Genomic DNA, 23,811 nt, shown 5'->3' with positions numbered 1-23,811 from the left:
GCGCCCGAAACCGCCTCGGACGCGCCCCCGTCAGCCCTCGGTCAGGAGGAGAGCTTCTCCTTCTCGTGGGCCTCGACCCCCTCCTGCGGCTCCCAGCACTCCACGCCGCGCACGTCCGGCATCCGGTCCCTGGTGAAGACCGGGTCCAGTCCCTGCTTGCGCTGGTCCGTGTAGTCCTTGAGCAGACGGCAGGCGATCACCGTCAGCGGGGCGATGGCGACCAGGTTGACCAGTGCCATGAGGCCCATCGTGGTGTCGGCCAGGGTCCAGATCAGGTCGATCGACCCCAGCGACCCCAGGAAGGTGGCGACGAGGAAGACCACCTTGTAGCCGAACAGCACGTTCCCGTTGCCGGTCAGGTACTCGACGTTGGACTCGCCGTAGTAGTAGTTGCCGAGCACCGAGGTGAACGCCACCAGGAAGATGATGAGCGTCATCAGGTGCAGCGCCCACGGGCCCAGCATGGACATCAGGGCCAGCTGGGTGAGGTCGCCCTCCATCGTGCCGTCGAGCGTCCCCTGGTAGCCGAGCAGGACGATGAAGGCGGTCACCGAGCAGACCACCAGGGTGTCCACGTAGACGCCGAGGGTCTGCACGAGGCCCTGCTTGACCGGGTGCGTGACCGAGGCGCTGGCCGCCGCGTTCGGGGCGGAACCCAGGCCCGCCTCGTTGGAGAACATGCCCCGTCGCACGCCCTGGATGATCACCACGCCCAGAGCGGCGGCGGCGAACTCGCCCAGACCGAACGCGTTCTGGATGATCGAGGCGAACATGCCGGGCACGAGCTGCCAGTTCAGCGCCATGACGATCAGGCCGATGACGATGTAGAGCCCGGCGAAGAAGGGAATCAGCGCCTGCGCGGTGTTGGCGATCCGGCGGACGCCGCCGAAGATCACCAGGGCGGTGAGGACCACCAGCAGGGCGCCGATGATCGCCGAGAACATCAGGTTGGTCTCCGCGCCGAGCTCACCGGCGGAGTTGGCGATCGTGTTGGTGATGGTGTTGCTCTGCACCGCGTTGAACACCATCGGGAAGGTGATGATGAGGATGACCGCGAAGACCACGGCCAGCCAGCGCTGTCCCAGACCACGCTCGATGTAGTAGGCGGGCCCACCCCGGTACCCGGCCGGGTGGCGGACCTTGTACAGCTGCGCGAGCGTGGACTCCACGAAGCTCGCGGCGCACACGACCAGGGCCATCACCCACATCCAGAAGACCGCTCCGGGGCCTCCCAGGGAGATGGCGATCGAGACGCCGATGATGTTGCCCGTGCCGATCCGCGCGGCGGCCGAGATGAAGAAGGCCTGAAGCGAGGAGACGGCCTTCTTGCCGTCGGGCGCGACCTCGGGCTTGCTCTTCAGCACCCGGAACATCTCCGGGAACATCCGGAACTGCACGAGGCCGCTCCGGAGGGTGATGTAGACACTCACCACGATCAGGAGCGGGATCAGGATCCACGACCAGAAGAAGTCGTCGTTGAAGGTGCCGATCGCGTCCGTGACGCGGGCATCGAGGGTGGGTACTGCGTCTGCCAGTATCACGGGGGTGGGGCTCCTTCACTCCAAACAAGGACAACCGCCGACCCATGCCCCGGAACGGACACGAAACACCATCCGAGGCGCACTGTTCTCGGATGGTGATACTTCCGTTACTCGCTTATTCGGGCGGGTTCACCCCTCGTGCACCAGGTCCGCGTAACCCGGGTTCCGCTTGAGGAAGGCCTGGGCGAACGGGCAGATGGGAACGATCCTCAGCCCGCGCTCCCGGATCTGGTCCAGGGATCGGCGCATGAGCTCGCTGGCCACTCCCCTGCCCTCGAAGGCGGGCTCCACCTCCACGTGCGGAAGCGCCAGGACGCCCTCGGAGATGAGGTGGTAGGCGGAGAAGCCGACCACCCTGCCGTCCGCGCTCACCTCGTAGCGGGATCGTTCCGGCACGTCGACGACGGACAACTCCATGGCCACTTTCCCCCTGCCTCGTGCGTGTCACACGCGTGGTGCGCGCGTGGTGGGCCCCACAGGATGTCATGTTCCCGGGCGAACCCTCCACGCACACCCTCGGGACGGGTTCAGTGCCCCCCGAGGTAGGGGTCGGTGACCCCGCCGGGACAGGCGAGGGCGTCGATGTCCCAGCCCAGCCGCCCGGCCCCGGCCCGGTAGGCGCTCTCCAGGAACCCGAGGACCGCCGCCCTGGGGTCGGCGTGCTTGCGGGCGTCGGAGTAGCGCAGCAGCGCGAGGTGCCCCTGCCCGCTGGGCGCCCACTCCGCCTGGGCGGGGCTGAGCGGCTGCTCGGTGAGCCCCTCCGGTTCGGGCGCCGCGTAGGCGTAGAAGCAGGGTTCGGGGACGTTGTCGTCACCGAACCAGAACCCGAAGCTGACCACCTCGCGCGAGTAGGCCTCGCGGACCAGGCCGCCCGCCCGCTCCGGCTGCTGGATCGGGTGCGGTGAGAAGCGGGTGACCGCGATGTCGAACGTGTGCCAGAAGTGGTGCACCGGGCTGGTCTTGCCGGAGAAGGAGGCCGCGAACTCCTCCAGGACCAGGTTCACCTGGCTCAGAACGCGCCAGTACCGGTGGGCGTGCTCGGGTACGTAGGTGGCGTGGTCGTGGTCGTCCGCGAAGGGGCGGCCGGAGTCGGGGAGGTCGAAGGGCGTGGCCGACGGGATGCTGCCGTCCACCCCCAGGCTGTCCAGGGCCGACTGGAACTGGAGGTAGAACGAGGCCACGCTGTGCCCCTGGAGCGGGAAGGCGGCCGTGTGCCCGTCCAGGTTCGACGCGACCAGTTCGTGGCGGACGAAGTCGAAGTCCACAGTGAAGACCGGGTTGCCGTCCACCAGCCCCATCGGACGGGACGTGATGCCGCTTCCGGTCAGGTGGAAGGGCACGTTCCACCAGTGGTTGCGGCGGGGGCTGTGGGCCAGCCGGACCTTGCCGACGATCTGCTCGAAACGGTGCAGGGTCTGCTTGGTGTCGTACCACTCGTCAAGCGGGAACGCGGGGAACAGCTCCATGGTGACGGCCTCCTGGTCGGGTCACGCGGGTGGCGCGGCGGTGGCTTGGTGGCGGCGCCGCGTGGAACGGTCGCTTCACCAGCCCCGGCGGGCGGTCCGCACCGCCTGTCCGGAGGCGGGCGAGTGCGAGTCACGCGTGCGGTAGACGACGTAGGGACGGAACAGGTAGCCCACGGGCGCGCTGAAGGCGTGCACGAGGCGGGTGAACGGCAGCAGCGCGAACAGGGCCAGACCCATCAGCGCGTGCAGTTTGTAGGGCGCCTCGGCCGCCGTCATCGCCGCGATGTCCGGACGCAGGAACCAGATCGACCGGAACCACGGCGACACCGTCTCCCGGTAGTCGCCGGAGTGCCCGCCCGCGAGCGCGACCCCGGCGAAGTAGACGGTCATCCCCAGGCCGGTCACGATCGCCAGGACCAGGACCGCGTACATGAGCTTGTCGTTGCGGGTGGTGGCGCTGAACACCGGGCCGGTGGTGCGTCTGCGCCAGATGAGCAGGGTGATCCCGGCGAGCGTGCACACACCCGCCACGATCCCCATCGACAGCGCGACCACGTGGTACGCGGTGTCGGAGACCCCCAGCGCCCTGGTCCACGTGTCGGGGACCAGCAGGCCCACCACGTGGCCGACGATCACCACCAGCAGGCCGAAGTGGAAGAGCGGGCTGCCGATCCGCAGCAGCCGGGACTCGTACAGCTCCGAGGAGCGGGTGGTCCAGCCGAACCGGTCGTAGCGATACCGCCACACGAGCCCGCCCACCACGAGCACCAGCACCACGTAGGGCAGCACGCCCCACAGGATCAGGTCCGCGGGCCCCGGAGCCCCGGGGTTCACTGCGGTTTCCTGGTGACGTCGGTCAGGGGCAGCGGGACCCGGGGCCGCGCACCATAGGGCTCCATGCCCACGTCCTCGGCGGGCGGCCCCTCCTGGGCCAGCCGGCGCACCCGCTCCTCGTCCGCGCGCCGGGGCGGCGGCAGCGTGTACCGGACCGCGTCGACCACCCGCGCGTACGGCGTTCCGTGCTCCTCCAGGGACTGGGAGAGCAGGTCCAGGCCCGAGCGGAAGTCCACGAGCAGTTCCTGCCCGGTGTCCATGTCGCCCCGGGCCGCGAACTCCAGCATGACCGCCAGGTGGTCCGGCAGCTCGCGGGCCTCGACCCGCCACCCCGCCTCGGTGTAGACCCGCTTGATCTCGGCCAGCGCGTGGCCGCGGCGCCTGGTGTCGCCGTCCGTGTAGTAGGTCATGTGGAGCGCGCGGCGGCGCTTCAAGTCGAACACGTCCACGTAGTGCTCGGCCAGTTCCAGCTCGGGCGTGCTGGAGGCGTGCTCGCAGAACTCCAACAGGAGGGTGCGGGACTGGCTCCTCGGCAGCTCGGCGGCGGCGCGCGCGGCCAGCGGGAGCCGCTCGAAGAAGAGGGCGTCCGGGTAGCCGAGCAGGACCGAGGCCGCCTGGTGGGTCACCGCGCGGGCGTGGGCCCGGCGCGCGGCTCGGCCGGCGCCGAGCCAGCCCATCCGACCCGGACCGTCCGGGTCGCGGCCGTCCTGGCTCGGGATCACCGCGCGGGCGTCGAGTGCGTTCGCGCTCCGGCCGTCGCCGGACACGTCGTCCGTGCCGTTGGTGTTGGTGCTCATGGTCGACCCCCTTCGAGCGGCCCGGGGTCCGCGCCCCGTCCGCCGCCGTCGTCGGTACCGCCACCCCGTCGGGGTGGGAAGAGTCCACTCGGACGACCGTTGCCGTCCCAGTTCAGAAGGTTGACGCGGCCGTCGGTGGCGGACCGCTCCTCGGCTCCGCCCTCACTGGTCTGGCGGTCGCGCAGGGCGTGGAAGGTCTCCACGGTGGCCGCGTCCGGGCGCCCGGAGGCCTCACCGAAGGGGACGTCGCCCATCCCGCCCATGCCGGGGCCGCCGTCGAAGTCGAGGCTGCACCCGATCTCCTCGATGACCCCCTTGTCAGCCTCGTCCACTCCGAAGGCCGTGGGCACTACGTAGCGCTCGTCGTACTTGGCCAGGGCCAGCAGCCGGTACATGTCCTCGATCTCCGCGCCGGTCATCCCGACCGCCTCGGCGATGGACTCGTCGCGCTCCTGGCCGAGGTTGATCCGGCGCATGTACGACCGCATGGCCGCCAGCCGCCGCAGCACGAGGTCCACGGGACCGGTGTCCCCCGCGGTGAACAGTTCGGCCAGGTACTCGATCGGGATGCGCAGGGCGTCGATGGCCCCGAAGAGGTGGCCCGCCTCCTCGCCGTCGTGCCCGGTCCGGGTGAGCGCGTCCACCACCGGCGACAGCGGCGGGACGTACCAGACCATCGGCATCGTGCGGAACTCCGGGTGCAGCGGCAGGGCCACCCGGAAGCGCTTGGCCAGGGCGAGGATCGGGGACCGCTCGGCGGACCGCACCCAGCGGTCGGGGATGCCGTCGCGGCGGGCGGCCGCGCGCACCTCCGGATCGGAGGGGTCGAGGAACACGTCCAGCTGCGCCTCGTACAGGTCCCGTTCGTCCTCGACTGCGGCGGCCTCACCCACGCGGTCCACGTCGTAGAGCACCACCCCCAGGTACCGCAGGCGCCCCACGCACGTCTCGGAGCAGATGGTGGGCATGCCCACCTCCACGCGCGGGTAGCAGAAGGTGCACTTCTCGGCCTTGCCCGTCCTGTGGTTGAAGTAGATCTTCTTGTACGGGCAGGCGGTGACGCACATGCGCCAGCCCCGGCAGCGGTCCTGGTCCACCAGCACGATGCCGTCCTCGACCCGCTTGTACAGCGCCCCGCTCGGGCAGGCGGCCACACAGGTGGGGTTGAGGCAGTGCTCACAGATGCGCGGCAGGTAGAACATGAAGGTCTCCTCGAAGGAGAGCTTCACCCGGTCCCCGAGCCTGCGCACGATGGGGTCCTGGGAGGCGAGTTCGGGTCCGCCGCCCAGGTCGTCGTCCCAGTTCGCGCTCCAGCTCACCTGCATGGGCTTGCCCGTGAGCGCCGAGCGCGGGCTCGCCACGGGGAAGTCGTCGCCCAGGGGCGCGTTGGTCAGGGTCTCGTAGTCGTAGGTCCAGGGTTCGTAGTAGTCCTGGATGGAGGGCATCACCGGGTTGGCGAAGATGGTCGCGAGCCGCCTGATCCGGCCGCCCGCGCGCGGCACGAGCCGGCCGTCGGGGCGCCGGACCCAGCCGCCCTTCCACCGGTCCTGGTCCTGGTAGGTGCGCGGGTACCCCTGGCCGGGGCGGGTCTCGACGTTGTTGAACCACGCGTACTCGACACCGCCCCGGTTGGTCCACGCCTGTTTGCAGGTGACCGAGCAGGTGTGGCAACCGATGCACTTGTCCAGGTTCATCACCATGGCGACCTGCGCCATGACCCGGCCGATCGGCCGCCGCCGCGCCCCCCGGTCCGCGCGGCCCGCCCGCTCCGGGCTCCGCTCCGCCATCAGTAACGCACCTCCGTCGTCCGCTTGCGCACGACGGTGACCTCGTCGCGCTGGTTCCCCGTCGGGCCGAGGTAGTTGAAGGCGTAGGTGAGCTGGGCGTAGCCGCCGATGAGGTGCGTCGGCTTGACCAGCAGGCGGGTGAGCGAGTTGTGGATGCCGCCGCGTCGGCCGGTGGTCTCCGTCTTGGGCACGTCGATGGTCCGCTCCTGGGCGTGGTGCATGTAGACCGTCCCGGTCGGCATGCGGTGCGAGACCACCAGGCGCGCGGCGACGACCCCGTTGCGGTTGACCGCCTCGACCCAGTCGTTGTCGGCCGCCCCGATCGCCTCGGCGTCGGCCACGCTCATCCAGATCGTGGGGCCGCCCCGGGACAGGGTCTGCATGAGCAGGTTGTCCTGGTACTCGGAGTGGATGGACCACTTGGAGTGCGGGGTCAGGTAGCGCACGACCACCTCGCGCTGACCGGTCGGCCCGATCCGGGGCTCCCCGAACAGACGGCCCATGTCCAGCGGGGGCCGGTAGACCGGCAGGGCCTCACCGAACTCGTGCATCCAGTCGTGGTCCAGGTAGAAGTGCTGGCGGCCGGTGAGCGTGTGCCAGGGCTTGTCGTGCTCGACGTTGATGGTGAAGGGCGAGTACCGGCGGTCGGCGGACTCCTTGCCGGACCACTCCGGGCTGGTGCCCACCGGGGTGGGCCCGCGCCGGGCGTCGTCGAAGACCACCCGGCGCTCCTCGGCGTGGTGGATCAGCTCGTCCATGTCGGTGCCGGTGCGCGCGGCCAGGCGCTCGAAGCCCTGGGCGGCCAGGCGACCGTTGCTGGTGCCGGACAGCGCGAGGATCATCTCGCAGGCCCTGACGTCGGTGTCCAGGGAGGGGCGGCCGTCCGCGACCCCGCCGCGCACGACCCCGTTTTTCTGGCGCAGCCACTCGATCTCCTCGTCGGGGGTGAAGGAGACGCCCTTGACCGGCAGTCCCTTCCCCTCGGCCAGCGGACCGAGCGCGGCGAGCTTCTGGGCGGTCGCCGAGTAGTTGCGGCGGACCGGGACGATGGCCGGCATGGTGGTCCCGGGGACCGGCCGCTCCCCTTCGGCCTTCCAGTCCCTCGGCACCCCGTGCGGCTGGGCCAGCTCGCCCTCGGTGTCGTGCTGGTGGGGCACCGCGACCAGGTCGGTGACCTCGCCGAGGTGGTCGGCCGCCAGTTCGCTGAACACCTTCGCCAGCGCGTGGAAGGTGTCGAAGTCGGTGCGGGTCTCCCAGGGCGGGTCGATCGCGGGGTTGAAGGCGTGCACGTAGGGGTGCATGTCCGTCGTGGACAGGTCGTGCTTCTCGTACCAGGTGGCGGCGGGCAGCACGATGTCGGACAGCAGCGTGGAGCTGGTCATACGGAAGTCCAGGGTGAGCAGCAGGTCGAGCTTGCCCTCCGGGATCTCCTCCCGCCAGGTCACGTCCTCGGGCCGGTCGTCCGGCCCGGCGGGCTCCGACTGGAGGTTGGAGTGGGTGCCCAGCAGGTGCTTCAGGAAGTACTCGTTGCCCTTGGCGGAGGAACCGAACAGGTTGGACCGCCACAGCGTGAGGGTCCGGGGCCAGTTCTTCGGGTCGTCGGGGTCCTCGGCCGCGAACCGGAGCGTGCCGTCCTGGAGCTGGTCGGCGATGTACTCGGCGGGGTCCCGGTTGCGTTCGGCTGCCTCCTTGCCGAGCTGGATCGGGTTGCGGTTGAAGGTCGGGTAGGACGGCATCCAGCCCATGCGCGCGGACGCCGCGACGAGGTCGGCGGTGTGCTGCCCGCGCACCCTGCCGGGGCCCAGCGGCGACATGAGGGAGTCGGCCCGGTAGGTGTCGTAGCGCCACTGGTCGGTGTGCGAGTACCAGTAGGCGGTTCCGGCCATGAAGCGCGGCGGGCGCGACCAGTCCATACCCGAGGCGTAGGCGGCCCAGCCCGTGGCCGTGCGGCACTTCTCCTGCCCCACGTAGTGCGCCCAGCCGCCGCCGTTGACCCCCTGGCAGCCGGTGAGGAGCAGCAGGGAGAGGAAGGCGCGGTAGGCGTTCTCGCCGTGGAACCACTGGTTGGTCCCGGCGCCCAGGACGATCATCGCCCGGCCGCCGCTGGCCTCGGCGGTGTCGGCGAACTCGCGGGCGATCCGCACCGCGCGGTCGGCGGGGACGGAGGTGAGGGCCTCCTGCCAGGCCGGGGTGCAGGCGGCGCCCGGGTCGTCGTACCCGGAGGGCCAGACCCCGGGCAGACCCGGGCGGGACACCCCGTACTGGGCCAGGACCAGGTCGAACACGGTGGTGACCAGCCGGTCGCCGACCCTGCGGACCGGGACGCCCCGGGTGTCGACCTCGGCCGTGCCGTCGGGGGTGTCGAAGCGCGGCAGGGCGACCTCCGCCGCCTCGGCGCCCTGGCCGTAGAAGGTGAGTTCGGGGACGCGGCCCTCCAGGTCCAGGTTCCACTTCCCCAGGCCGTCCTCGCCCCAGCGGTGGCCGACCGTGCCGTTGGGGGCGACCGGCGCGTCCTCCCCCTCCGGCCAGAACACGGGCTTCCACTCGGGGTTGGCACCGTCCAGGTTCCCGGGCAGGTCGGAGGCGGTGAGGAACTTGCCTGGCACGAACCGGCCGTCCCTCCTGTCCAGGGTCACGAGGAAGGGCAGGTCCGTGTAGGCGCGCGCGTACTCGGTGAAGCGCGGGGTGGGCCGCTCGACGAAGCGCTCCCTGAGGATCACGTGCCCCATGGCCATCGCCAGGGCCCCGTCCGTGCCCGGGTGCGGGGCCAGCCACTCGTCGGCGAACTTGGCGGCGTCGTTGAAGTCCGGGGCGACCACCACGACCTTCTGGCCCCGGTAGCGGGCCTCGGCCATCCAGTGGGCGTCCGGGGTGCGGGTCACCGGGACGTTGGAGCCCCACAGCACGAGGTAGGCGGCGTCCCACCAGTCACCGGACTCGGGGACGTCGGTCTGGTCGCCGAACACCTGCGGGGAGGCCACGGGCAGGTCCGCGTACCAGTCGTAGAACGACAGCATCGAGCCGCCGAGCAGGTTGATGAACCGGGCGCCCACGCCGTGGGAGACCATCGACATCGCGGGGATGGGGGAGAACCCGGCGATCCGGTCGGGGCCGTACTTCCGGATCGTCAGGACGTGCGCGGCGGCGGCGATCTCCAGGGCCTCGTCCCAGGTGGTGCGGACCAGCCCGCCCTTGCCCCGCGCCCGCTGGTAGCGGCGGCGCCTCTCCGGGTCGGTGGTGATCTCCTCCCACGCCAGGACCGGATCGCCCAGCCGCTCGCGCGCCTCCCGGTACATCTCCACGAGCACGGCGCGCGCGTAGGGGTAGCGCACCCGGGTCGGTGAATACGTGTACCAGGAAAAGGCCGCGCCGCGCGGACAGCCCCGGGGTTCGTACTCGGGCCGATCCGGTCCGACCGACGGATAATCCGTGGCCTGAGTTTCCCAGGTGATGATTCCGTCTTTGACATAAACATCCCAGGAACAGGATCCCGTGCAGTTCACTCCATGCGTGGAACGCACCACCCGGTCGTGGCTCCACCGGTCCCGGTAGAACACGTCGCCCTCGCGTCCACCGTGTCTGACCTGGGCTCGGTCTCCGTCAAGGGGCTCCGAACGGGTCAGGTAGTTTCCCAACCGGAGAAGGCCGTCGCCCGCTCCCCCGCGTTTGCTCCGTGCCGCCATAAGGAAAACACCTCGTTTGCCCGCCCGTTGCCCGAAGCGCAGGAAAAAGAGCCCAGGCCCGACCACATTCCGTTAATGAATATGCCTGCTCCGGCACGGATGTCACGTTTCCCACACCGCATTGGACGACAATCGCCGCAGACGACTGACGAAGGAGCCGGAATGCGTGCGGAAGTTGGGGAGCGGTCGACCCGTTCCGGAACCGCGGGCGGCAACCTCGCCCTCGCCACGGCGGCGTTCACGCTGACCTTCTGGGCCTGGAACCTGATCGGTCCGCTGTCACGGAGCTACAGCGAGGACCTGGGCCTCACGCCCACGCAGACGTCGATCCTGGTCGCCTTCCCGGTGCTGGTGGGCTCTCTGGGGCGCATCCCGGTGGGCACCCTGACCGACCGTTACGGCGGCCGGGTGATGTTCACGGCCATCTGCCTGCTCAGCATCGTCCCGACCCTCCTCGTCGGCCTGTCCGCGAACTCCTACCCGATGCTGCTCCTCTGGGGCTTCTTCCTCGGAATCGCGGGCACCTCGTTCGCCGTCGGCATCCCGTTCGTCAACGCCTGGTACAAGGCCGACCGGCGCGGGTTCGCCACGGGCGTGTTCGGCGCGGGCATGGGCGGAACGGCGCTGTCGGCCTTCCTGACCCCGCGCCTGGTCGAGGCCATGGGCGTACTCACCACCCACCTGCTCATGTGCGTGGCGCTCGCGGTGATGGGCGCCGTCATGTGGTTCCTGGCCCGAAACTCACCCGAGTGGAGCCCGCGGACCGAACCCGCCCTGCCCCGCATGCGCGAGGCGCTCGCCCTCAGGGCCACCTGGCAGGCCTCGGCGCTCTACGCGCTGGTATTCGGCGGTTTCGTGGCCTTCTCCACGTACCTGCCGACCCTGCTCACCACCGCCTACGACTTCGCGCAGACCGACGCGGGCATGCGCACCGCCGGATTCGCCGTGGCCGCGGTGATCGCCCGTCCCGTCGGCGGCATCCTGTCGGACCGGATCGGTCCGGTGCGGGTCTGCCTGATCTCCTTCTTCGGCACGTGCGCCTTCGCGGTCGTCCTCGCGCTGCACCCCCCGGCGGAGTTCCCGGCGGGGCTGTCGTTCGTGCTGATCGCGCTGTCCCTGGGCTTGGGCACCGGCGCGGTGTTCGCACTGGTCGCCAAGCTCGTGGACCCGTCCCGGGTGGGCACGGTCACGGGTCTGGTGGGTGCCGCCGGCGGCCTCGGCGGCTACTTCCCGCCGCTGCTCATGGGCGTGGTGTACCAGGCCACGGGCGCCTACACGCTGGGCTTCGTCCTGCTGGCGGTGGTCGCGCTCATCGTGGCGCTGTACACCACACGGGCCTTCCGCGACGTCACCTGACAGCCCCGTCCACAGGCTGTGGACGGGGCGGGATTCACAGCGCCGCGAGGTCCCGGGCGCGGACCAGGACCGCCGACCTGTTACCGACCTTCACCCGTTCCAGGGCCCGGACTCCCTCCGGCAACGGCACCCGGCGGGTGCGCGCCGTCACGACCACCACCGCGCTCCGGGGCAGGACACGGCCCATCGAGGAGAGCAGGGCACGGATCGGGTCGCCGTCGGGGACGCTGCCGTCCCAGTGGGTCATCTCGCCGTAGGGGACATCCGTGATCACGAGGTCGGCCCCGACCGGGTCCGTCATCGTGAAGACGTCGGCCACCCCCGACTCGTGCGGGAGGTCCCCGCCCATGGCGGCCAACCCGGCGGCCAGGTCGCGGGCGGACCCGGCCCGCTCCACGAACGCCACCCGGCCGAAGTCCCGAGCAGAACGGCGCAGCTCCCGCTCCCGCTCGGCCAGCCCCTCGGCGGTCAGCAGCTCCAGGTTGCGCGCGGCGATACCCACGGCGTCCTCGTCCACGTCGGTGGCGCGCACGTGCGTGAGCTGGTCGCGGTGGAGCAGGCCCAGCACGGCCACCAGGTACCCGCTGCCGCAGCAGGGGTCCCACAGCCGCACCCGGTCGCCCTCCACGTGGACCATCGCCCGTTGGAGGAGTTCACTCGCCATTCTCACGGGAAATCCCGGGTATCCGGGAGCGGACCTCAACACCTGTCCGCTCGCCAGAGCCGAGTGGTCCACACGCTCGGTGGCGTACCGGTAGCTCACAACCGTCCCCCCTGTCACGCGACAACGCCGAAGGCCCGGTGTCTGGGACACCGGGCCTTCGTTGATGCGGTCCTGACGGGATTTGAACCCGCGGCCTCCACCTTGACAGGGTGGCGAGCACTCCTAACTGCTCCACAGGACCTCGTTGCAAGAACAACTCTAGCGCGACTTTGGAGCGCTTCGTACCGCAGTCGACCTAGAGTGGCTCACAACGCACCCGAACCCGTGAGAGGACCCCGCGTGAGCGACTCGTCCGCCCCCCTTCCCTCCGGCCCGGACTCCACGCGGGTCGACCGTTGGCTGTGGGCGGTACGCCTCACCAAGACCCGCGCCGACGCCGCCCAGGCCTGCCGCGGCGGGCACGTGCGGGTCAACGACCGGCCGGCCAAACCGGCCATGGTGATCACGGTCGGCGACCAGGTCAGGGTCCGTCTGCACGGCATCACGCGCATCGTCGACGTGAGCCACGTCATCGTGAAGAGGGTCGGCGCCCCTGTCGCGGCCCGCTGCTACGTGGACCGCACCCCGGCGCAGCCGTCCCAGGCCGCCGCCCCGGTGATCCGCCGTGACCGCGGCGCGGGCCGCCCCACCAAGCGGGACCGCCGCCAGCTGGACCGGCTCCGCACGGATTTCCCACCCCCCGCCTGACCCCCCAGGAGCCACAGTGCCCTCCCCCATCCCCCTGGCCTCAGGACGCGACGCCGACGTGTTCGCCCTGGGCGATCACCGCGTGCTGCGCCGGTACCGCCACCCGCAGGACACCGGCCCCGAGGCCGCCGCCATGGCGCACGCGGGCGAACACGGCTTCCCCACACCCGAAGTGCACCGGGCCGAGGGGTCCGAGCTGGAGATGGAGCGGCTGTACGGGCCCACGATGCTCGACGCGGCCCTGGAGGGACGGCTCACCCCCGAAGGAACCGGCCGGGAGCTGGCCGGGCTCCACGCCCGCCTGCACGCGCTCCCCGGCAGGGCCACCGGTCGACTCCTGCACCTGGACCTGCACCCCGGCAACGTCGTCCTCACCCCGAGGGGCCCGGTGGTCATCGACTGGACCAACGCCCGCGACGGCGAACCCGACCTGGACCTGGCGGTGACCGCGCTCCTGTTGGCGCTCACCGGCCTGTGCGGCCCCCGCCCCCTGGCGGCCCTGGCCGGGGCCTGCCTCGACCCCTACCTCAGGAGCGCCGAGGGCGACCCGGCCCGGCTCGTGAACGACGCCGTCGCCCTGCGCCGGGCGGACCCCAACCTCACCCTCGAGGAAGTGTCCCTGCTCCCCCGCGCCGCCGACCTCGTCCGCCGACAGCCCTGAGAACCCCCGGCGTCACCGGTCGGCGGAGACCAGGGGGTTCGCGGCGAGGAAGGCCAGGACGGCCTCGGTGGCCTTGGGCGCCGCCTCGTGGAGGTAGCCGTGGCGGGCACCGGGCAGGACCAGCAGTTCCGCGTCGGGAACGCGCTCGGCGAGCAGTTCGGCGTTGCCCACCGGGGTGAGTTCGTCGTCCTCGCCGTGCACCACCAGGGTCGGGGCCTGGACACAGGGCAGCAGGTCCCAGCCGTCGTGCTTGAGGCTGGCCTCGTAGTGACGGCGCTGCGCGCGCAGCGGGTTGCGGGGCAGCACACGGGTGACTGTCTCCGGGTGCGCCATCGCCCACTCGGGCGTGTAGAACAGCGGACCGATCAGGCCGCGCCCCTCATCACCGCTGGCCTTGCGCAGCGCCAGGGACGCGTGCTCGGGACGCTCCACCTCGTGCTCCCCACCGGGAGCCGTGGAGCCGAGCACCAGGGCGCCGACCCGTTCGGGGGCGATGGCCGCGAGCGTCTGGGCGACCTTCCCGCCCATGGAGAACCCGTAGACGTGCGCGCGCCCGAGCCCGAGGTCGTCCATGACCGCGAGGACGTCCCTGGCCAGGAGTTCCATGCTGTAGGACCGGTCCAGCGGTGCGTCGCTGCCACCGGTGCCCCGCAGGTCCACACGCACCACCCGGTGGCGCTCGGCGAGGTCCTCGTACACCCCGTCCCACATCTCGTGGTCGAGGGACTGCCCGTGGATCAGTACCAGGGCGTCCCCCGCACCGTGGACGTCGTACCAGATTCGGGTTCCGTCTGCGGCGGTCGCGTGGTTCACGTCAACGGACACTACCCGACAATCCCGGCGCCCACGGGGCATGCCCGGATGGATCACCGGTTCGTGACCTTCGTCCGCGAACCAAACCCCCGTCTGCGAGCATCTTCCCAGGTCCCATCGTCCTTGGGTGAGGCCACCCGAACCGGTTGAAGGAGCGCGCATGAGTTCTCCCGTCATCGCCACCGACACCGACCAGGGCCCCCGACCGAGCCAACAGGACGCCTGCGCACACCAGGTCGAGTCCGCCTCCGACGGTTGGCGGGCCGCGGTGGCCGACGGGTTCGGCGACCACCCCGACACCGCGCGGGCCGCGCAGCTCGCCGCCGACACGGCCACGTCGGCTCCGGGCGAGGCCGTGGACGCGCTCCTTGCCGCCGCCCGGGCGATCACCCGAGCCCACCCCGGCACCGACTGCGTGATGGCCCACGCCCGGCAGGACGCCCCCGACGACCCCATAGACATCGCGTGGGTCGGCGACTGCCGGGTGTGGACCTGGAGCCCCGGGGAGGGCCTGCGCCAGCACACCCGGGACCACACGCACGGCCAGGAGCTGCGCGACCGGTGGGCCTCGGACGACCTCGCCCGGGCCTGCGACCACACGGTCACCACCTCGGTCGCCACCGCGGGCCCCGAGGACATCGGCACCACCACCGCGCCCGCGGCCGACCTCACCCTGTTCACCTGCGACGGGGTCCACGACTACGTGGACGAGCGGCTGATGGCCGAGCTCGTCGCCGACCACGCGCACGACCCCGACACCCTGGTCCGCGTCCTGGTGGACGCCGCGCGTGAGGCGGAGAGCACCGACAACGCCACCGCCCTGGTGATCAGGTCGGCCCCGGCTCCCGTCGCCCCCCGGACCCGGCAGGAACGCCTCCTGGACGGGCTGGAGAGCTTCGGAGCACCGGGCTGCCCCCCGGAGAGTCCGGAACTCCTGCTGGACGCGCTGGCCGAGGACCGCGCCGCCGGGATCGCCTGCGACCGCTTCCTGCTGCGCGACGGCACCACCTACTGGTGCACGAAGGACTCCGACCACACCGACCACCACGTGAGCTGGCACGGCGTCACCTGGTGACCGCCGGACACGAAGAAGCCCCCGCCGCCTGGTTTCCCAGGTGACGGGGGCTCTCTCACGCCGATGTGGCTAGGGGCGGGGTCGAACCGCCGACCTTCCGCTTTTCAGGCGGACGCTCGTACCAACTGAGCTACCTAGCCGCGGCGCCGATTCCCTCGGCGACGCACGCGGTCCTGACGGGATTTGAACCCGCGGCCTCCACCTTGACAGGGTGGCGAGCACTCCTAACTGCTCCACAGGACCTTGTTCAGTTGTCACGCCCGGCCTCGCGGCCCTGCGTGTCGCTGCGGTTCTCATTCTGCCAGACGCCCGGCAGTGCTCTGACCGCTTCGTACCCCCAACGGGATTCGAACCCGCGCTACCGCCTTGAAAGGGCGGCGTCCTGGGCCGCTAGACGATGGGGGCCCGTGTAGACAGCCCAAGCATAGGGGAGATTCCCACCAACGCCAAAGCGAATACCCGAGTCAGCCCAAACCCTCCGGGACCTGCGACGACGCGGGGCCTACGACGACTCCTCCGTCGGGGTCGCACGCTCGTCCTCGCCCTCTTCCGGCTCACCGATCCGCCGGTCGGGGTCCGCCTCGATGTGCCGCTCGACCTGCGCCGACGTGAGCCCGATACCCCCGAGATCGATGTCGTCGCGGGCCTGGAGGCGGCCGGTCTCCGCGTCGAAGTACAGGACCGACGCCTGGTACGGCGTGGGACGACCGGAACCGTGATCCAGGCCACGTAGTCCCGCGCCGCCGGTGGACCCCTGGACGAGGAACCTGGTGCCCTGGTCCGTGAGTTCGGTGGAGCGCAGGTGCTCGTTCCCGGCCAGGACCAGCGGAACCACGCCGTCGAACGGCCGGGCCTGGGTGCGCGTGTGCAGGATCGCGACGTCCACGTCGTCCCCGCCGCCCCTGATCGACGCCGCCTGCTCCTCGCCGAGAGCGGCCACCCCCGCGGCGTCCGGGTTGAGCCGGGTGGCGTCCGGAGTGAACCGGGGGTCGCCCGCCCCGTAGAAGGTGAGGCCGCCGACCTCCTCGACGTCACCGTCCAGCACCACCGCGTTGGACTGGGCCGCCACCGCCCGCTGGGTGCCCATGGAGTCGTGCTGGCCGCGCACCCACACGTAGGGCACGTCCAGCTTCCCGATCTCGTCGGCGAAGACGTCCTCCGCCGCGCTGCCGCGATCGGTGAGGTCGCCGGAGTCCACGATCACGTCGACCCCGTACTGCTCCCGCAGCGTGCTGATGATGCTCCACGACGCCGGGTTCAGCTGGATGTCGGACACGTGCAGCACCCGGATGACGGACTCGTCGTCGTCGTACACCGGCAGCGAGGACGTGGCCTCGTAGATCATCGACACGTTGCCGACCAGCCCGGCGAGCTGTTCCTGGTACTCGCTGAACCTGCTGACGACGTCGTCGGCGCTGCCCACCACCTGCGGGGCGCCCGCGATGAGCCCGGTGTAGCGCGGCTCGGCGATGGCGCTCGGGTTGAAAGTGAACCCCGCCAGGCCGCCGAAGCCCACCAGGACGAGCAGCGAGGTGGCCCCGCTCGCCAGGGCGCGCCAGGCGCTCCGGAACAGCAGCAGGCCCATCAGGGCCGCGCCGAGGGTCGCCACGAGCAGGGAGCGCAGCAGGAGGGCGGTCACACCGCTCGTGAGGTCGGCGCCGATCCCCGCGGCCATGCGGTTGATGGCGTCGGGGTCGGCGAACATCTCCTCGGCCGCCGAGAGCCGGATGTCGGTGATGGTCGCCTCGAGTCTCAGGGGCGCCGTGTGGGTGTCGAAGGCCAGCTGGCCCAGCGGGGCGACGTTGACGACGGTCTCACCGTGCCACTGGGGGCTCAGGGCGAAGGTGACGTCGGCCGGTCCGATCGGCGTGACCACCTGGCCGCCCAGGGCCAGCCCGAGCCAGCCCCCGACCAGTCCCGCGACGACGACGCAGCTCCACCGCCACACACGTCCGGCACGCCACCGGCGAAGGGTCATTCGGGACCGTTCGAGGGCCCCCCGGTAGTCGTAAGCGCGGATCTCTCCCCAAGACAACACACCTCCATCATGCCGTTGACTGGAGCCGTTCCCAATGTTTCCTCCCGTCCAGAGTGTTATGTCTCTTCCTCGCCACCCCGGGAAGGCAGCACAATGGCAGGCGTGGTTGAACTGACACGCAGGGACTTCGAGGAACTGGTGGCCGACGCCCTGGACCAGATCCCGCCGGAACTGGCCCGACTCATGGACAACGTGGTGATCACGGTCGCGGAGGAGTCCCCGGAGGGCCTGCTCGGCCTGTACGAGGGGATTCCGCTGACCGAGCGCGGCGACTCCTACTTCGGGGTGCTCCCAGACCAGATCTTCATCTACCGGCGCAACATCTGCGCGATGTGCGAGACCCCCGACCAGGTGGTGGAGGAGGTGCTCGTCACCGTCATCCACGAGATCGCGCACCACTTCGGGATCGACGACGCCCGGCTCACCGAACTCGGTTGGGGCTGACTCTGCCGTTGGGGCTGACTCGGCCGGAAGTGCTCACCCAGAGCGATATTCCGAGGGAATAGAGATCCGAAGATCCCATAAATTCTGGCATCTGGGACATGATTCCCATTCGTGACACCATTTCGGCGAGTAACGACCCCCCTCCCCGCCCAGCACCCCCGGAGGACACACGAAGCTCTCCTTCAACGGCACCCACCTGGGAAAACAATCCGGACAGCAACCTTCGGGGGCGATACCGAATCACACCGGGAGACATTACTCGGAGCAACGAATCAGACACGAATTCACCCAACCCGCTTGCCAGTGCGACCCTCTTCCGGAACCGTTGGTCATGGGAGCACGACACAGCGTGATTCACCCCTGTGACAGTAAGGGAGTGCCTGGTGGGCAATCCGAGCCTCGACAAGGCCGCCGACGGCGGGGATCACGGATCTCCGAAGGCGCGGGACGACAAATGGCGGAGCAGTTACCGCGACGTCATGGCGATAGCCGAGTTCCGTTCCATGTGGTTGGCCCACGCCCTGTCGGTGATCGGCGCCAACCTGCTGAACATCACTTCCAGCGTCCTCGTCTACCAACTGACGGACTCGGCCTTCGCCGCCGGGGTCACGCTGGCCGTGATGTTCCTGCCGCCGATCATCGCCGGTCCGCTGTTCTCCGGACTCGCGGACATCCTGCCGCGCCGCCAGGTGATGGTGGCCTGCGACGTGATCCGGGCCGTGGTCATCGTCATCGTCGGAATCCCCGGCATGCCGGTCTGGGCGGTCTGGGCGCTGCTGTTCCTCTCGATCCTGCCGTCGATCCCGTTCTCGGCGGCCCGTGCGGCCCTGCTCAGCCAGATCGTCCAGGGCGAGCGCTACGTGGCCAGCACCGCGATCATCCAGCTGACCGCGCAGGTCGGGATGCTCCTCGGTCTGATCGCGGGCGGTGTGATCGTCACCTTCGTCAGTCCCAACATCACCCTGATGTCCACGGGCGTGCTCTTCGTCCTGTCGGCGCTGATCGTACGCCTGGGCGTGAAGGCCCGCCCCGCTCCCGCGCGTGAGGAGAGCGGCGAGAAGCGCCCCGGACTCCTGGTGATGACCAGGGACGGCGCCAAGCTCGTCTTCAGCGACCCCAAGCTGCGCGTGCTGGCCCTGCTCGCCTGGCTCGCGGGCCTGTACTCGATCCCCTACGGGCTGGCCAACCCCATGGCCGCCGAAGCGGGCGCCGGGCCCGCCGCGGCCGGGTTCATCATGGCGGGCCAGTCGATCGGGGCGCTCGTGGGCGGTTTCGTCCTCACCCGACTGATCGCCCCGCCGACCCGCACCCGTCTCCTCGGCCCGCTGGCGATCCTCACCTGCGTGCCGCTGCTGCTCTGGGTGCTCCAGATGCCGCTGTGGATGATGATCGCCGCCCTGACCCTCTGTGGGGCGGCCGGTTCCTACCAGTTCGTGGCCAACGCGGCCTTCGTCCTCTGCGTGCCCAAGGAGGGCCGCGGGCTGGCCTTCGGCCTGGTCGCCTCGGGGCTCCAGGCCGCGCAGGGCATCGGCATCCTGCTGTCCAGCTACTTCGTCGAGCTCACCAGCACCAGCACGGTGATCGTCGGTGCCGGTCTGCTCGCCCTGCTCTCCGCGATCGCCCTCTCCGTCCCGTGGGCACGGATGTCCCGGGAGGTCGCCGAGCGGATGGAGGCGACCGAGTCGGAGTCGGCCTCCTAGGGCCGGTGAGCGCCGAGCACGCCCTGGCGCTCGGCGCGGTGCTCCGCGGGCTGGTCACAGGACTGGTCGGTCTCTCGATCATCCCGTGGGGCACACAGCTCGCGCCGCTGCCAACCGGGATGTGCGCGCAGGGTCCACATCAGTTGTCACTCGACTTTCCCTGGAAGTTACGGATGATCTGCTCCAGCAGCGAACGCTGCTCGCTCTCGGCCGGCATGAGCAGCCAGGCCAGGATGTAGATCGGGATACCGGCCATGCCCAGCAGGGCCAGGACCACGAAGACGATCCGGATGATCGTGGAGTCCACACCGGTGTAGGCGGCGATGCCCCCGCAAACGCCGGTCAGGAAGCGGTCGGTCTCGCTGCGCTGGAGTCTCTTGCTGGCGAAGTTCTCGTTCATACCTCCACCTTGCCCGCTGACGACGACGATTCCCATCGGGGAGAGCCCTGGGCGGTCCCTGATCTCCGTCCCCGAAGGTCCGACGGCGTCGAGCCCCGGGACGTTCCTGAGACGTGGCGCACATCAGCCCCGGCGTTCGGGGGCGAAGACCTCTCCCAACGTCCGGAAGGCCTGGCCGAGGTGGGCACGCAGTTCGTCGATGCCCTCCTCCGCCTGTTCCGGGACCATCTTCATGGACTGGCGCATGGAGGACATGGCGGCGGCCGCCGCCACCTGGGATCGGGTGTCGTCGGCGGGGACCCCCGCGCGCTCGGCGATCGCGGCGGCCACGCTCCGCTCGACGTCGTGGAAGCGCCCCAGCAGACCGGGGAGGAGGTGGGGTTCCCGGTCGATGAGCTGCCTGCGCAGAGCGATCTCGGCACGCTGCTTGCCGAGGTCGCCCGAGACCACGAGGGAGGCCATCAGGAGGGAGCCGAGGTCGTCGGTGAACACACCGGTGGGGCCACCGGCCACGAACGCCGCGTGCGCCTCCTCGTCCAGGGACACGGGGACGTCGTCGAGGAGCGCGTCCTCCTTGGTCGCGAAGTAGTTGAAGAAGGTCCGGGGCGAGACGTCGGCCTCAGCCGAGATCGCCTCCACGGTCACGTTCTCCAGACCGCGCTCCAGGGTGAGCCGCACGGCGGCCTCCCGCAGAGCCCGGCGCGTGGCCAGCTTCTTGCGTTCTCGCAGCCCCATAGGTCCTCCCTTGCACGGACAACTATTACAGCCCGCGCAATATTTCTCCATGTGTACTTTTGCACGCTTCCGACCCCTTCAGGGTCGCCCCCTCCGGGTTCCCTCAGGGACACGGCCCGCCAGCGCCCGGTGATCATCTCACTCCCCCGCGACCTTCGAACCTGGCCCGTCACCCCCGAGAGCGGTCCCGCATGTGCGCGCTGACAGGCGAATCCACTGCTCCGCAACTCCTGTGGTATCCGGTAGGATGTCGTCTTGTGTGACGTTCCCCCAGTTCACCTGGGCACGCCACGGGGCCTTAGCTCAACTGGCAGAGCAGCGGACTTTTAATCCGCGGGTTCAGGGTTCGATCCCCTGGGGCCCTACCACCCTTCACCTGGAACAACGCCCGCCGAATCCCGGCGGGGCGTTGCCGTGGTGGGACCCGGACGGGACGCGCGTGGGCCCCCTCCGCTTCCTTCGACGGCGGAGCGCACGGTGCCGACCGGGCGCCGACCGGGCCTCTCTCAGCACCAGCGCCGCCGCCTCATGGGCGACCTCGGGCGAGACACGCGTGTACGTGCCCGCGGTCAACACGATGCTCATCTGCCCCAGCATCGCCCGCATCGTCTTCAGGCACACCCCTCCTCACAAGCGAACGCGGCCCGCGCCCGCCGCAGATCACGCATCCGCACCGACGGCAGTCCGCTCTCCGGCCTTCCGGAACACGCGGCTCAGCCGGTCCGGAGCCGGGCAGCCTCCCTTCATACGGGCGGACACCAGGTCCGGGTCCGCACACCCCGTTCCCGGCTGCCCACTCTGGCGCCCCTCCAGCGGCGGACGGCCGCGGCGGGGCGGGCGTTCAGCGCGAGCAGCACGGCACTTTCTGTTTCCGCACCATTTTTCTGGCACTCCGCGATGCACCGGATATCGGGAGAATAGAATTTTCTGTGCTACTGTCTACGAAGTTGCAGTAGTGGCCCCCGTGGAACCTCGCGTTCCTGGGAGATCACCGCAGTGACGGGAAAATCGTCACCTGCGGTTTTCTTCATTTTCGAGCGAGAGGTGCCACCATGGCCACCGGTACAGTCAAGTGGTTCAACGGCGAAAAGGGCTTCGGCTTCATCGAGCAGGACGGCGGCGGCCCGGACGTCTTCGCCCACTACTCGAACATCCAGGCCACGGGCTACCGTGAGCTGGCCGAAGGCCAGGCCGTGCAGTTCGATGCCGTCGCCGGGGCCAAGGGCCCCCAGGCTGAGAACATCACCCTGCGCTAAGCCTGATCCGGGGAGAGCACACTCTCCCCCGCGACGGGGTCCGCCCTCCAGGGGGCCGGACCCCGTCTTTTTGTTTCTCCGCCTGATTTCTGGGCTTCGTTTTTCCAAATAGCTTGCTTTACTCGCCCCGGAAATTCTCCAGTCGGGCGTGCAGGTTTCATTCATCCGGTGTACCCGGTTTTCCCTGTGAGGCCGTGAGGCCTCCCGCCCGGCGAACTCCGACGGCGAAAGGCCATTCATGAGCCATCCCCACCCCACCAGCAACCGTGCGCGACCGGCCCGGAGCTACGGTCGACAGCGCCCGGGCGGCGCCTCGCGCCCTCGTAACGCGGGCCCCTCCGGGGAGTTCGCGCTCCCCGTCACCGTGACTCCGGCGCTCCCGCCTGCGGACTCCTTCGCGGCGTTGGACATGCCGTCGGCCCTGAAGCGGACCCTGGACCGCCAGGGACTGACGACCCCGTCCGAGATCCAGGCTGCGACCCTGCCCAACTCCCTGGCCGGACGCGACGTACTGGGCCGCAGCCGGACGGGTTCCGGCAAGACCCTGGCCTTCGGCCTGCCCCTGCTCGCCGGCCTCGACGGGCGCCCCGCGGAACCGCGGCGCCCCCTGGCCGTGGTCCTGGCCCCCACCCGGGAGCTGGCACAGCAGGTCGCTGAGTCCCTGGAGCCCTACTCGCGTTCGGTGGGGGTGCGCATCACCACCGTCGTGGGCGGCATGCCCATCCGCCGACAGACGCGCGCCCTACAGCAGGGAACGCACGTGGTCGTGGCCACCCCGGGGCGGCTGCGCGACCTGATGGAGCGCGACGACTGTGTGCTGGACCGGGTGGAGACCACCGTCCTGGACGAGGCCGACCAGATGACCGACATGGGCTTCATGCCCCAGGTCACCGCGATCCTCCAGGAGGTACCGAAGGGTGGGCGGCGCATGTTGTTCTCAGCCACCCTGGACCGGAACGTGGACCAGCTGGTCCGACGTTTCCTCAACGACCCGGTGGTCCACTCGGTCGACCTGTCCGAGGGCGCCGTCTCCACCATGGAGCACCACCTCGTGCACGTCTCGCCCGGCGAGAAGAGGTCCGTCGCCACCAGGATCGCCGCTCGACAGGGCCGGGTGATCATGTTTCTCGACACCAAGCGCGCGGTGGACCGTATGGCCGAACACCTGCTGGCCAACGGGGTGCTCGCCGCGCCCCTGCACGGCGGACGCAGCCAACCCCAGCGCACCCGTACCCTCGACCAGTTCAAGCGGGGCGACGTGACGGCGCTGATCGCGACCAACGTCGCGGCGCGCGGCATCCACGTGGACGGGTTGGACCTGGTCGTCAACATCGACCCGCCGACCGACCACAAGGACTACCTGCACCGGGGCGGGCGCACCGCCCGGGCCGGTGAGTCCGGCAACGTGGTCACGCTGGTGATGCCCGCCCAGCGCCGCGACATGACCCGCCTGGTCGCCAGGGCACGGATCGAACCGCGCACCCTGGGCGCCGGAGCGGACACCCCGGAGCTGGCCGAGGTGACCGGGGCCCGCGAACCTTCGGGACTGCCGGTGACCGTGCGGTCCGCCAGGCCACAGGAGCGCGCCCGCACGCAGGCACCCCACGGACGTCGCCGCCCGCGCCGCTGACCCGGGTTCCCCTCCGGAGCTCTCCCCCTCTCTCCGGAGGGAACAGCTGAACCGACCTGGAGGCGTCGGCCGGTCCCGGGACGGGGAAGGTGCGTGTCCTTCTTCTCCTGAACGCACGTCGAGGGCCCCAGCGCCGTACGGCGCTGGGGCCCGAGAGTTCAATACCACCTACCGGCCGCTGCCG

20 protein-coding genes and 5 tRNA genes are annotated in these 23,811 nt (G+C 70.3%); 9 read left to right on the top strand and 16 right to left on the bottom strand.

What is annotated here, in order from left to right:
• Positions 1 to 41: 41 nt before the first annotated feature.
• The 7 genes from BDW27_RS13675 to BDW27_RS13645 form a co-directional block, all read right to left on the bottom strand.
• On the bottom strand, positions 42 to 1,541 hold the full coding sequence (locus tag BDW27_RS13675) for a sodium:alanine symporter family protein (RefSeq protein ID WP_110049554.1): 1,500 nt from the start codon (positions 1,539 to 1,541) through the stop codon (positions 42 to 44).
• 129 nt (positions 1,542 to 1,670) lie between these two features.
• Positions 1,671 to 1,958, bottom strand: coding sequence for a GNAT family N-acetyltransferase (locus BDW27_RS13670; RefSeq protein WP_110049553.1), 288 nt, complete (start codon positions 1,956 to 1,958; stop codon positions 1,671 to 1,673).
• 110 nt (positions 1,959 to 2,068) lie between these two features.
• Positions 2,069 to 3,007, bottom strand: a complete 939-nt coding sequence (locus BDW27_RS13665; RefSeq protein WP_110049552.1) for a DUF5996 family protein — start codon at positions 3,005 to 3,007, stop codon at positions 2,069 to 2,071.
• Positions 3,008 to 3,082: 75 nt separating this feature from the next.
• Complete coding sequence (gene narI, locus BDW27_RS13660) at positions 3,083 to 3,841, bottom strand: respiratory nitrate reductase subunit gamma (RefSeq protein WP_110049551.1); 759 nt, start codon at positions 3,839 to 3,841, stop codon at positions 3,083 to 3,085.
• Complete coding sequence (gene narJ, locus BDW27_RS13655) at positions 3,838 to 4,518, bottom strand: nitrate reductase molybdenum cofactor assembly chaperone (protein ID WP_110049787.1); 681 nt, start codon at positions 4,516 to 4,518, stop codon at positions 3,838 to 3,840. The genes narI and narJ overlap by 4 nt, the downstream gene beginning before the upstream one ends.
• A 116-nt stretch (positions 4,519 to 4,634) precedes the next feature.
• Positions 4,635 to 6,425 (bottom strand): nitrate reductase subunit beta, encoded by a 1,791-nt coding sequence (gene narH, locus BDW27_RS13650; RefSeq protein WP_199560652.1) that lies wholly within the window; start codon positions 6,423 to 6,425, stop codon positions 4,635 to 4,637.
• On the bottom strand, positions 6,425 to 10,108 hold the full coding sequence (locus BDW27_RS13645; protein WP_110049550.1) for a nitrate reductase subunit alpha: 3,684 nt from the start codon (positions 10,106 to 10,108) through the stop codon (positions 6,425 to 6,427). The genes narH and BDW27_RS13645 overlap by 1 nt, the downstream gene beginning before the upstream one ends.
• Before the next feature lie 162 nt (positions 10,109 to 10,270).
• On the opposite strand from BDW27_RS13645, the gene BDW27_RS13640 reads away from it, so the two are divergent.
• On the top strand, positions 10,271 to 11,464 hold the full coding sequence (locus BDW27_RS13640) for a nitrate/nitrite transporter (protein WP_110049549.1): 1,194 nt from the start codon (positions 10,271 to 10,273) through the stop codon (positions 11,462 to 11,464).
• 34 nt (positions 11,465 to 11,498) lie between these two features.
• On the opposite strand, the gene BDW27_RS13635 is transcribed toward BDW27_RS13640, so the two are convergent.
• Both BDW27_RS13635 and BDW27_RS13630 read right to left on the bottom strand, forming a co-directional pair.
• Positions 11,499 to 12,227 (bottom strand): rRNA methyltransferase, encoded by a 729-nt coding sequence (locus tag BDW27_RS13635; RefSeq protein ID WP_110049548.1) that lies wholly within the window; start codon positions 12,225 to 12,227, stop codon positions 11,499 to 11,501.
• A 67-nt stretch (positions 12,228 to 12,294) separates the two neighbouring features.
• A tRNA-Asp gene (locus BDW27_RS13630) sits at positions 12,295 to 12,369 on the bottom strand.
• A gap of 98 nt (positions 12,370 to 12,467) precedes the next feature.
• Here BDW27_RS13630 and BDW27_RS13625 point away from each other — a divergent pair.
• Together BDW27_RS13625 and BDW27_RS13620 are read left to right on the top strand one after the other, a co-directional pair.
• Positions 12,468 to 12,875: an RNA-binding S4 domain-containing protein gene (locus BDW27_RS13625; RefSeq protein WP_017542747.1), complete on the top strand. Its 408-nt coding sequence runs from the start codon at positions 12,468 to 12,470 to the stop codon at positions 12,873 to 12,875.
• Positions 12,876 to 12,891: 16 nt separating this feature from the next.
• Positions 12,892 to 13,536: a phosphotransferase gene (locus tag BDW27_RS13620; protein ID WP_110049547.1), complete on the top strand. Its 645-nt coding sequence runs from the start codon at positions 12,892 to 12,894 to the stop codon at positions 13,534 to 13,536.
• 12 nt (positions 13,537 to 13,548) lie between these two features.
• On the opposite strand, the gene BDW27_RS13615 is transcribed toward BDW27_RS13620, so the two are convergent.
• Positions 13,549 to 14,349: an alpha/beta fold hydrolase gene (locus BDW27_RS13615; RefSeq protein WP_110049783.1), complete on the bottom strand. Its 801-nt coding sequence runs from the start codon at positions 14,347 to 14,349 to the stop codon at positions 13,549 to 13,551.
• A 160-nt stretch (positions 14,350 to 14,509) separates the two neighbouring features.
• Between BDW27_RS13615 and BDW27_RS13610 the strand changes: the two genes are divergently transcribed.
• On the top strand, positions 14,510 to 15,424 hold the full coding sequence (locus BDW27_RS13610) for a PP2C family serine/threonine-protein phosphatase (RefSeq protein ID WP_110049546.1): 915 nt from the start codon (positions 14,510 to 14,512) through the stop codon (positions 15,422 to 15,424).
• Positions 15,425 to 15,490: 66 nt separating this feature from the next.
• Here BDW27_RS13610 and BDW27_RS13605 read toward each other — a convergent pair.
• From BDW27_RS13605 to BDW27_RS13590, 4 genes are all read right to left on the bottom strand, one after another.
• Positions 15,491 to 15,564: transfer RNA gene (locus BDW27_RS13605), tRNA-Phe, on the bottom strand.
• Positions 15,565 to 15,592: 28 nt separating this feature from the next.
• Positions 15,593 to 15,667 (bottom strand) — tRNA-Asp (locus tag BDW27_RS13600).
• 89 nt (positions 15,668 to 15,756) lie between these two features.
• A tRNA-Glu gene (locus BDW27_RS13595) sits at positions 15,757 to 15,829 on the bottom strand.
• Positions 15,830 to 15,926: 97 nt separating this feature from the next.
• Entirely contained in the window at positions 15,927 to 17,402 is a 1,476-nt protein-coding gene (locus tag BDW27_RS13590) for a metallophosphoesterase (RefSeq protein WP_233515754.1), read from the bottom strand.
• Between the two features lie 153 nt (positions 17,403 to 17,555).
• Between BDW27_RS13590 and BDW27_RS13585 the strand changes: the two genes are divergently transcribed.
• Entirely contained in the window at positions 17,556 to 17,906 is a 351-nt protein-coding gene (locus BDW27_RS13585; RefSeq protein WP_017542741.1) for a metallopeptidase family protein, read from the top strand.
• Between the two features lie 383 nt (positions 17,907 to 18,289).
• The gene (locus BDW27_RS13580; RefSeq protein WP_017542740.1) at positions 18,290 to 19,606 is read left to right on the top strand and encodes an MFS transporter; all 1,317 of its coding nucleotides are present in this window, start codon (positions 18,290 to 18,292) and stop codon (positions 19,604 to 19,606) included.
• 139 nt (positions 19,607 to 19,745) lie between these two features.
• Here BDW27_RS13580 and BDW27_RS13575 read toward each other — a convergent pair whose 3' ends face one another.
• Both BDW27_RS13575 and BDW27_RS13570 read right to left on the bottom strand, forming a co-directional pair.
• The gene (locus BDW27_RS13575; RefSeq protein WP_017542739.1) at positions 19,746 to 20,006 is read right to left on the bottom strand and encodes a PspC domain-containing protein; all 261 of its coding nucleotides are present in this window, start codon (positions 20,004 to 20,006) and stop codon (positions 19,746 to 19,748) included.
• 123 nt (positions 20,007 to 20,129) lie between these two features.
• Positions 20,130 to 20,741 (bottom strand): TetR/AcrR family transcriptional regulator, encoded by a 612-nt coding sequence (locus BDW27_RS13570; protein ID WP_017542738.1) that lies wholly within the window; start codon positions 20,739 to 20,741, stop codon positions 20,130 to 20,132.
• Between the two features lie 292 nt (positions 20,742 to 21,033).
• Between BDW27_RS13570 and BDW27_RS13565 the strand changes: the two genes are divergently transcribed.
• The 3 genes from BDW27_RS13565 (at position 21,034) to BDW27_RS13550 (ending at position 23,627) form a co-directional block, all read left to right on the top strand.
• A tRNA-Lys gene (locus tag BDW27_RS13565) sits at positions 21,034 to 21,109 on the top strand.
• Positions 21,110 to 21,793: 684 nt separating this feature from the next.
• Positions 21,794 to 21,997 carry a cold-shock protein gene (locus BDW27_RS13555; RefSeq protein WP_017542737.1) on the top strand — a complete coding sequence of 68 codons (204 nt, stop codon included), beginning with the start codon at positions 21,794 to 21,796 and terminating at the stop codon, positions 21,995 to 21,997.
• Between the two features lie 238 nt (positions 21,998 to 22,235).
• The gene (locus BDW27_RS13550) at positions 22,236 to 23,627 is read left to right on the top strand and encodes a DEAD/DEAH box helicase (RefSeq protein ID WP_110049543.1); all 1,392 of its coding nucleotides are present in this window, start codon (positions 22,236 to 22,238) and stop codon (positions 23,625 to 23,627) included.
• The last annotated feature ends 184 nt before the right edge of the window (positions 23,628 to 23,811 follow it).

The sequence above is a fragment of the Nocardiopsis sp. L17-MgMaSL7 genome, from assembly GCF_003182025.1.
GTDB classification, from domain to species: Bacteria; Actinomycetota; Actinomycetes; order Streptosporangiales; family Streptosporangiaceae; genus Nocardiopsis; species Nocardiopsis prasina.
This window is presented reverse-complemented; position numbering and strand designations above follow the sequence as displayed.

Coding starts and splice junctions, on each gene's coding strand:
- BDW27_RS13670 (WP_110049553.1), bottom strand. CDS start 1,958: ATGGAGTTGTCCGTCGTCGACGTGCCGGAACGATCCCGCTACGAGGTG.
- BDW27_RS13665 (WP_110049552.1), bottom strand. CDS start 3,007: ATGGAGCTGTTCCCCGCGTTCCCGCTTGACGAGTGGTACGACACCAAG.
- narJ (WP_110049787.1), bottom strand. CDS start 4,518: ATGGGCTGGCTCGGCGCCGGCCGAGCCGCGCGCCGGGCCCACGCCCGC.
- narH (WP_199560652.1), bottom strand. CDS start 6,425: ATGGCGGAGCGGAGCCCGGAGCGGGCGGGCCGCGCGGACCGGGGGGCG.
- BDW27_RS13645 (WP_110049550.1), bottom strand. CDS start 10,108: ATGGCGGCACGGAGCAAACGCGGGGGAGCGGGCGACGGCCTTCTCCGG.
- BDW27_RS13640 (WP_110049549.1), top strand. CDS start 10,271: ATGCGTGCGGAAGTTGGGGAGCGGTCGACCCGTTCCGGAACCGCGGGC.
- BDW27_RS13610 (WP_110049546.1), top strand. CDS start 14,510: ATGAGTTCTCCCGTCATCGCCACCGACACCGACCAGGGCCCCCGACCG.
- BDW27_RS13590 (WP_233515754.1), bottom strand. CDS start 17,402: ATGACCCTTCGCCGGTGGCGTGCCGGACGTGTGTGGCGGTGGAGCTGC.
- BDW27_RS13585 (WP_017542741.1), top strand. CDS start 17,556: ATGGCAGGCGTGGTTGAACTGACACGCAGGGACTTCGAGGAACTGGTG.
- BDW27_RS13575 (WP_017542739.1), bottom strand. CDS start 20,006: ATGAACGAGAACTTCGCCAGCAAGAGACTCCAGCGCAGCGAGACCGAC.
- BDW27_RS13570 (WP_017542738.1), bottom strand. CDS start 20,741: ATGGGGCTGCGAGAACGCAAGAAGCTGGCCACGCGCCGGGCTCTGCGG.
- BDW27_RS13555 (WP_017542737.1), top strand. CDS start 21,794: ATGGCCACCGGTACAGTCAAGTGGTTCAACGGCGAAAAGGGCTTCGGC.
- BDW27_RS13550 (WP_110049543.1), top strand. CDS start 22,236: ATGAGCCATCCCCACCCCACCAGCAACCGTGCGCGACCGGCCCGGAGC.